Origin of the sequence: Mesorhizobium sp. M5C.F.Ca.IN.020.32.2.1 (genome assembly GCF_004023105.1) — a bacterium.
Lineage (GTDB): Bacteria > Pseudomonadota > Alphaproteobacteria > Rhizobiales > Rhizobiaceae > Mesorhizobium > Mesorhizobium wenxiniae.
This window is the reverse complement of record NZ_RZSX01000369.1, coordinates 1-5,894: the sequence shown is the minus strand read 5'-3', so window position 1 is coordinate 5,894 and position 5,894 is coordinate 1. Positions and strand designations below refer to the sequence as shown.

The 5,894-nt window shown below is 61.9% G+C and carries 6 protein-coding genes; 1 reads left to right on the top strand and 5 read right to left on the bottom strand.

Features of this window, described 5'->3' with window-relative positions; translation table 11 throughout:
- Nucleotides 1-196: 196 nt before the first annotated feature.
- The 5 genes from EOA86_RS18805 to argE all read right to left on the bottom strand — a co-directional run bounded on the left by EOA86_RS18805 (nucleotide 197) and on the right by argE (nucleotide 5,337).
- Entirely contained in the window at nucleotides 197-1,672 is a 1,476-nt protein-coding gene (locus EOA86_RS18805; protein WP_128343056.1) for an NAD-dependent succinate-semialdehyde dehydrogenase, read from the bottom strand.
- 18 nt (nucleotides 1,673-1,690) lie between these two features.
- Nucleotides 1,691-2,734, bottom strand: a complete 1,044-nt coding sequence (locus EOA86_RS18800) for a tartrate dehydrogenase (RefSeq protein WP_128343055.1) — start codon at nucleotides 2,732-2,734, stop codon at nucleotides 1,691-1,693.
- Nucleotides 2,735-2,901: 167 nt separating this feature from the next.
- Nucleotides 2,902-3,258 carry a cupin domain-containing protein gene (locus EOA86_RS18795; RefSeq protein ID WP_128343053.1) on the bottom strand — a complete coding sequence of 119 codons (357 nt, stop codon included), beginning with the start codon at nucleotides 3,256-3,258 and terminating at the stop codon, nucleotides 2,902-2,904.
- A gap of 14 nt (nucleotides 3,259-3,272) precedes the next feature.
- Nucleotides 3,273-4,196: a glyoxylate/hydroxypyruvate reductase A gene (locus tag EOA86_RS18790; protein WP_128343051.1), complete on the bottom strand. Its 924-nt coding sequence runs from the start codon at nucleotides 4,194-4,196 to the stop codon at nucleotides 3,273-3,275.
- Between the two features lie 16 nt (nucleotides 4,197-4,212).
- Entirely contained in the window at nucleotides 4,213-5,337 is a 1,125-nt protein-coding gene (gene argE / locus EOA86_RS18785; protein ID WP_128343050.1) for an acetylornithine deacetylase, read from the bottom strand.
- A gap of 245 nt (nucleotides 5,338-5,582) precedes the next feature.
- On the opposite strand from argE, the gene EOA86_RS18780 reads away from it, so the two are divergent.
- Nucleotides 5,583-5,894, top strand: a 312-nt coding sequence (locus tag EOA86_RS18780; RefSeq protein ID WP_348633356.1) for a GNAT family N-acetyltransferase, incomplete at its 3' end; no start/stop codon positions are given.

The window sequence follows — 5,894 nt, the reverse complement described above, 5'->3', positions numbered from 1 at the left end:
GAAAATCGGCCGCTGAAAGGCACTGTGGTCCAAAGCATGTCGCGCAAAGCGATGCCCCCCGGCCTGAGCCAGGACCTGACCCCAGGTGTGCAGCGGTTTGCGATAACGACAGCATAAACAACAACTAAAGCGCGTCGCGTGAGGCCGGTCGAATGCGACGCGCTTTAGTTCGCTGTTGCGACTTCTGGAAAAGCCTCTAGTTCAACCCGCCGACATGGAGCGTCTTGACCTCGAGATATTCCTCGATGCCGAGCTGCGATCCTTCCCGCCCCACGCCTGACTGCTTGACACCGCCGAAAGGTGCAACCTCGGTCGAGATCAGGCCGGTATTGAGCCCGACCATGCCGAACTCCAGCGCCTCGGCAACACGCCATGACCGCTTGAGGTCGTCGGTGTAGAAGTAGGCGGCAAGGCCGAACGGCGTACCGTTAGCGATCGTGATGGCCTCTTCCTCCGTCTCGAAGCGAAAAAGCGGCGCCACCGGACCGAATGTCTCTTCCGATGCCAGGAGCATCTCGGTAGTAGCCTCCCCCAGGACGACAGGCCGTGCATATTGCCTGCCGTCGGGCACTGCCTCGCTTTGGGCGAGGATCTGCGCACCTTTCGTCTTCGCATCCGCGATGTGACGCTCGATCTTGTCGATCGCGACCGCATTGATCATCGGGCCGATCTCAGTGCCTTCGTCGGTCCCCGCGCCAACCTTCATCCACGTGACGCGCCGGCTCAGCTTTTCGGCGAAAGCGTCGTAAACGCCTTCCTGGACGAGAATTCGGTTCGCGCAGACGCAGGTTTGACCGCCATTGCGGAACTTGGATACGATCACCCCTTCAACTGCGTTATCCAGATCGGCGTCGTCAAAGACGATAAAGGGCGCGTTGCCGCCAAGCTCCAGGCTCAGCCGCTTGATGCTATCGGCCGCGCCACGCATGAGCAGCGCACCGACGCGGGTCGAACCGGTGAACGAGATCTTGCGCACCGTCTCGTTGGCCATCAGCTCTTTGCCGATCTCTCCCGGCATGCCGGTCACGATGTTGATAACGCCTGCCGGGATGCCCGCCCGCTCCGCCAGGACGCCGAGCGCGAGCGCCGAAAAGGGTGTGAACTCCGACGGCTTGATGACAACCGTACAACCTGCGGCCAGCGCTGGAGCTACTTTGCGCGTGATCATCGCATTGGGGAAATTCCACGGCGTGATGACGGCGCAGACGCCGACTGCTTCCTTGAGAACCAGAATGCGGCGATCGGCGGTGGGTGACGGAATGGTCGAGCCACCGATCCGGCGCGCCTCCTCCGCAAACCATTTTACAAAGGATGCGCCGTAGCGGATTTCCGCCGACGCCTCGGCAAGCGGCTTACCCTGTTCCAGCGTCAGCAGAAGCGCCAAATCCTGTTCGTGCTGGCGAATGAGGTCGTGCCAGCGCTCCAGCAGTCCGGCACGCTCGGTTTGGGTCGTCTTCTTCCAGCTTTTGAATGCCTCGGCCGCAGCAGTGATCGCGGCCCTGGTCTCGTCGCCGCCCATGTCGGGAACGCTGCCAAGAACATTCAGGGTGGCAGGATTGGTCACCTCGACGACGACCTTTTTATCCGCCTCCCGCCACACACCGCCAATCAATGCTTGCTGGCGGAACAGGTCCGCATCGTCAAACGCGCCAATCTTCGTTATCGCATTCATGGTCTTTCCTCTGCCCTTTCAGCTCAATGCTGCAAGCACGGCTTGCGTGATTGTTTCAGTCCGGTCCTTGCCTGCGATCGTGCCTATGCCCTGCGCGGTTACAGACTCGATTGCCGACATCACTTCTGCCGCAGCATGCCCCTCGCCCAGATGCTCGAGCATCATCGCCCCGGACCAGATCGCGGCGATCGGATTGGCGACGCCGAGATGCGCGATGTCGGGCGCCGAACCATGGACCGGCTCGAACATGGAAGGCGCGCTGCGATCGGGATTGATATTGGCAGAGGCGGCGTAACCCAGCCCGCCCTGAATGGCCGCTCCAATATCCGTGAGGATGTCGCCAAACAGGTTCGAGGCGACGATCACGTCGAGGCTTTCCGGCGCCAGCACCATGCGGGCGGCAATGGCGTCGATGTGGTAGTGCGAGACTTCGACATCGGCATAGTCCTTCGCCACCTCGCGGGTGACCTCATCCCAGAAAACCATGGAATGTTTCTGTGCGTTGGATTTGGTGACGGATGCGAGCTTCTTGCGGCGCGCCAGTGCTTGTTCGAAACCGAAACGCATGATCCGTTCGACACCCGCGCGCGTGAAGATTGCTGTCTCAATCGCGACCTCATTGGCTGTGCCGGAATGAACGCGTCCACCGGCGCCGGAATATTCGCCTTCCGTATTCTCGCGGATGCACAGGATGTCGAATCCATCGGAGCGGAGGGGGCCCTGAACGCCCGGCAACAGCCTGTGCGGCCGTATGTTGGCGTACTGCGTGAACCCTTTCCGGATCGGCAGGAGCAGTCCGTGAAGCGATACTGAGTCGGGCACTTCTACGGGCCAGCCGACAGCGCCGAGATAGATCGCATCAAATTTTCGAAGGGTCTCAATGCCATCTGGCGGCATCATTGCGCCGGTTTCCAGGTAGTAGGCGCACGACCATGGGAAGCGTGTGCCGTCAAGGGCGAAACCGCCCCGTTTGGCCGCCGCCTGCATCACCTGCCATGCCGCCCCGGTCACGTCCTTGCCGATGCCGTCGCCGGGGATGAGCGCTATGTCATAGGTCTTCATTGATCGAGGTCCTCATTCGCACTAGCGGAACCATAGCGGACCGCGCGCCGCATTTTTCGTCGAGGATGAGCGGCCCGACAGCGTCGAATCGCGTCGGGCCGAACTTGGAAAGTCGATTGTTCTGGAACCGCCGCGCGCGCTGTTCGGCCGGCCCTTAAGTACTGAGCTCAGTCGTAGACGCAGACATAGATCTTGCGCACGGTCTCGATCGTGCGCCAGACGCCGACGAAACCGGGCTTCATCACGAAACTGTCGCCGGCGCGGTAAGTCCTGGTCTCACCGCCCTTCTCCTCGATTTCGACGCGACCCGAAATGATATGGCAGAACTCGTAGGTGGTGCCCTTGATCGAATGCGTCTCGCCGGGGGTCGCCTCCCAGACGCCAGTCAGAACCTTCTCGCCTTTCGAGGCATCCTGCGCCCAGGTCTTGAAGGATGGAGTGCCGGAAATGAGCCGCTCCGGCAGCGGCAATGCCTCCTTGGGCGTGAAGGCGGGATTTGTGTCGATCGTGGTCAGCAGTGACATGTTGGGTTTCCTGGTTAATAGCCGAGTCTCCGATCGACGAGGCCGATCAGTTCTTCGCCGGCGCGGTGGCGCCGGACGTTGTCCACGGCGGCTTGCGCCGCCGTATGCGGTTGTGTCACCGAGGCAATGTGCGGCGTTATCATCACCTTCGGATGCGACCACAGCGGGTGGTCTTCCGGAAGCGGTTCTGGATCGGTGACATCAAGCATCGCCGCAGCTACGTGACCGGTGTCGAGCGCGTCGATCAGCGCGGCCTGGTCGAGTTGCGGACCCCTGCCGACATGCAGCAGCCGCGCCCCAGCTGGTAGCAAGGAGAAGAGCTTTGCATCGAGAATGCCGCTGGTTTCCTGCGTCAGCGGTAGCAGGCAGACGAGAATATCCGTCTGCTTCAGAAAGCCGGGCAACTGATCGGCACCGTGAAAACAGGTGACGCCCTCTATCCGCTTTTCGCGGCGGCTCCACCCGGCAAGCGGAAACTGGAATGGCTTCAGGCGCTCGATTGCCGCCTGCGCCAGCATGCCAAGACCAAGAAAACCGACCCGGCGCTCGGCCGTCTGTCGAGCGGCAATCGGTTGCCAGAGGCACCTTTTCTGCTGCTCGAGATAGGCGGGCATCTCCCGGTGGAGCGCCAACACGCCAAGCGCGACGTATTCCTGCATCATGCGGATGATGCCATCCTCGACCATGCGCACAAGCTTCACATGGCCCGGCACCACGTCCTGCTTGAACTGGTCGACGCCGGCTCCGATCGAAAACAGCACTTCCAGATTGCGGTAGCGTGAGATCTCGTCCGGCACCGTCCAGGTGATGAGGTAGCGCACCCTGTCCGGGTCCATCTCCTCGCCGGAATGGAAGAATTCCAGATCCGGGAGTTCGCGCGCGAAGACCTCGCGGAACACCGCAGCACGCGCCGCATCGGAATTGAAAAGAAATGCCATGGAACCCGCCCTTCCCTCAGGCCGCGAGAAGCGCGCCGAGATCGTCGATCATGCTCTGGCAGGCAGCAAGCTCACCGATCTCGATGTATTCATTGGGGCGATGCGCGCGGGATATTTCGCCGGGGCCGCAAATGATCGCATCGATACCGGCCTGCTGATAAAGCCCGCCCTCCGTGCCGTAGCTGACCGCCGTGAGCGGCTCCTGCCCCGTCAGCTCTGTCAGAACGGCCGCCAGCTTGCTCCCATCCGCCGGCGCAAGGGCGGGATAGGAACTCAACTCGTGCCAAATTACCTCGAAGCCGCCGTCGCGCAGATCGAAAAGCCGGGCTTTGACCGGCTCGAGCAGGGAGGCTGGAGAAACGCCCGGCACGGCACGCACTTCGATATCGGCTGTGCAGTGGCCAGCGATGATGTTGACCGCCTGTCCACCGGCGATCACGCCCACTTGCAAGGATGAATATGGGGGCTCGAAATTTTGATCGAGCGGCCCGCCGGCGAGCGATTGGCCGTAGGCCACGGCGTGCGAGATGACGCCCGCCATGGCGTGCACGGCATTGAGGCCGAGATCGGGGCGTGACGAATGGCCGGATCGCCCGATCACCTCGAGCCGCGCGGCGGCCTTCCCCTTGTGCGCCCGCACCGGCTGCATCCGGCTCGGCTCGCCGACAATCGCGCCAAGCGGCCTCTCGCATAGGCACGGCAACGCAGCCAAGAGATGCGGCACACCACGGCACCCCGCCTCTTCATCGTAGGAGAATGCGAAATGAACTGGCTGCCGCAGGTTCATTGCCGCAAGTCCTGGGAGCGCGGCCAATGCGCAGGCGAGAAAGCCCTTCATGTCGGTGGTGCCACGGCCGTAAAGCCTGCCGCCCTCGCGACGCAGGACGAACGGATCCGAGTTCCATTCCGGCTCGCCGGCCGGCACGACATCCATATGTCCGGAGATGATGTAGCCCCGACCGGCGCGCGGGCCGACCGTGACGAACAGGTTGGACCGGTCGCCCTCGGGACCAGGAAGAACCGTCACCTCGGCTCCCGCTGCCTGACAGTAGTCGCGGATCCAATCGACGATCTCGCCGTTTGGCGTGCCCACAACGGAGGGAAAAGCAATCAGGGTTGCGAGGATTTCTTCCACATTCATGGCAGTCCGCTCTGCTTGCACACTATCACCGGGTGCCATCAGCCTATCCCTGCGCAGCAGTGTTCCCTGCCGAATCGCGTCGTGCTTTGGCTGAAGATTGCGAAAAAACGCCTCGAAGCAGCGAAACCTGCTGGCTTTCCCGTGTAAAGCTGCGGCAAATGAGGCCTGTCGCGACATGGCGTCGACGACGGAAACACCACATGCTTGCGACGCTGGGCATTGGTTAAAGGAGCCGATCGACTGAGATGCAGAGATCAGTGCGCCTGAAATCCTTTGAACTGGTCGCGCGGGACATCAATGATGTCGACGTTGAGCTGCTGCATGCACTATCGATTTCTGTCCGCTGGCCGCATCGCCCCAAGGACTGGGATTTGTTGCGCCGCGCCGGCCACGGCATCGTCGCCGTTGACGGAATTGGGCGCGTCTTCGGAAGCGCGATGTGGTTTCCCCACGGGGACGATTTTGCCACCATTGGTCTTGTGATCACGACGCCCCGCGCACAGGCGCAGGGAGGTGGCCGATGGCTCATGGAGCAGGTCCTTGAGCAGTGCGGGGAT

Excerpts from the sequence above, each read along its gene's own strand:
- EOA86_RS18805 (WP_128343056.1), bottom strand. The coding sequence starts at position 1,672 with ATGAATGCGATAACGAAGATTGGCGCGTTTGACGATGCGGACCTGTTC.
- EOA86_RS18800 (WP_128343055.1), bottom strand. The coding sequence starts at position 2,734 with ATGAAGACCTATGACATAGCGCTCATCCCCGGCGACGGCATCGGCAAG.
- EOA86_RS18795 (WP_128343053.1), bottom strand. The coding sequence starts at position 3,258 with ATGTCACTGCTGACCACGATCGACACAAATCCCGCCTTCACGCCCAAG.
- EOA86_RS18790 (WP_128343051.1), bottom strand. The coding sequence starts at position 4,196 with ATGGCATTTCTTTTCAATTCCGATGCGGCGCGTGCTGCGGTGTTCCGC.
- argE (WP_128343050.1), bottom strand. The coding sequence starts at position 5,337 with ATGAATGTGGAAGAAATCCTCGCAACCCTGATTGCTTTTCCCTCCGTT.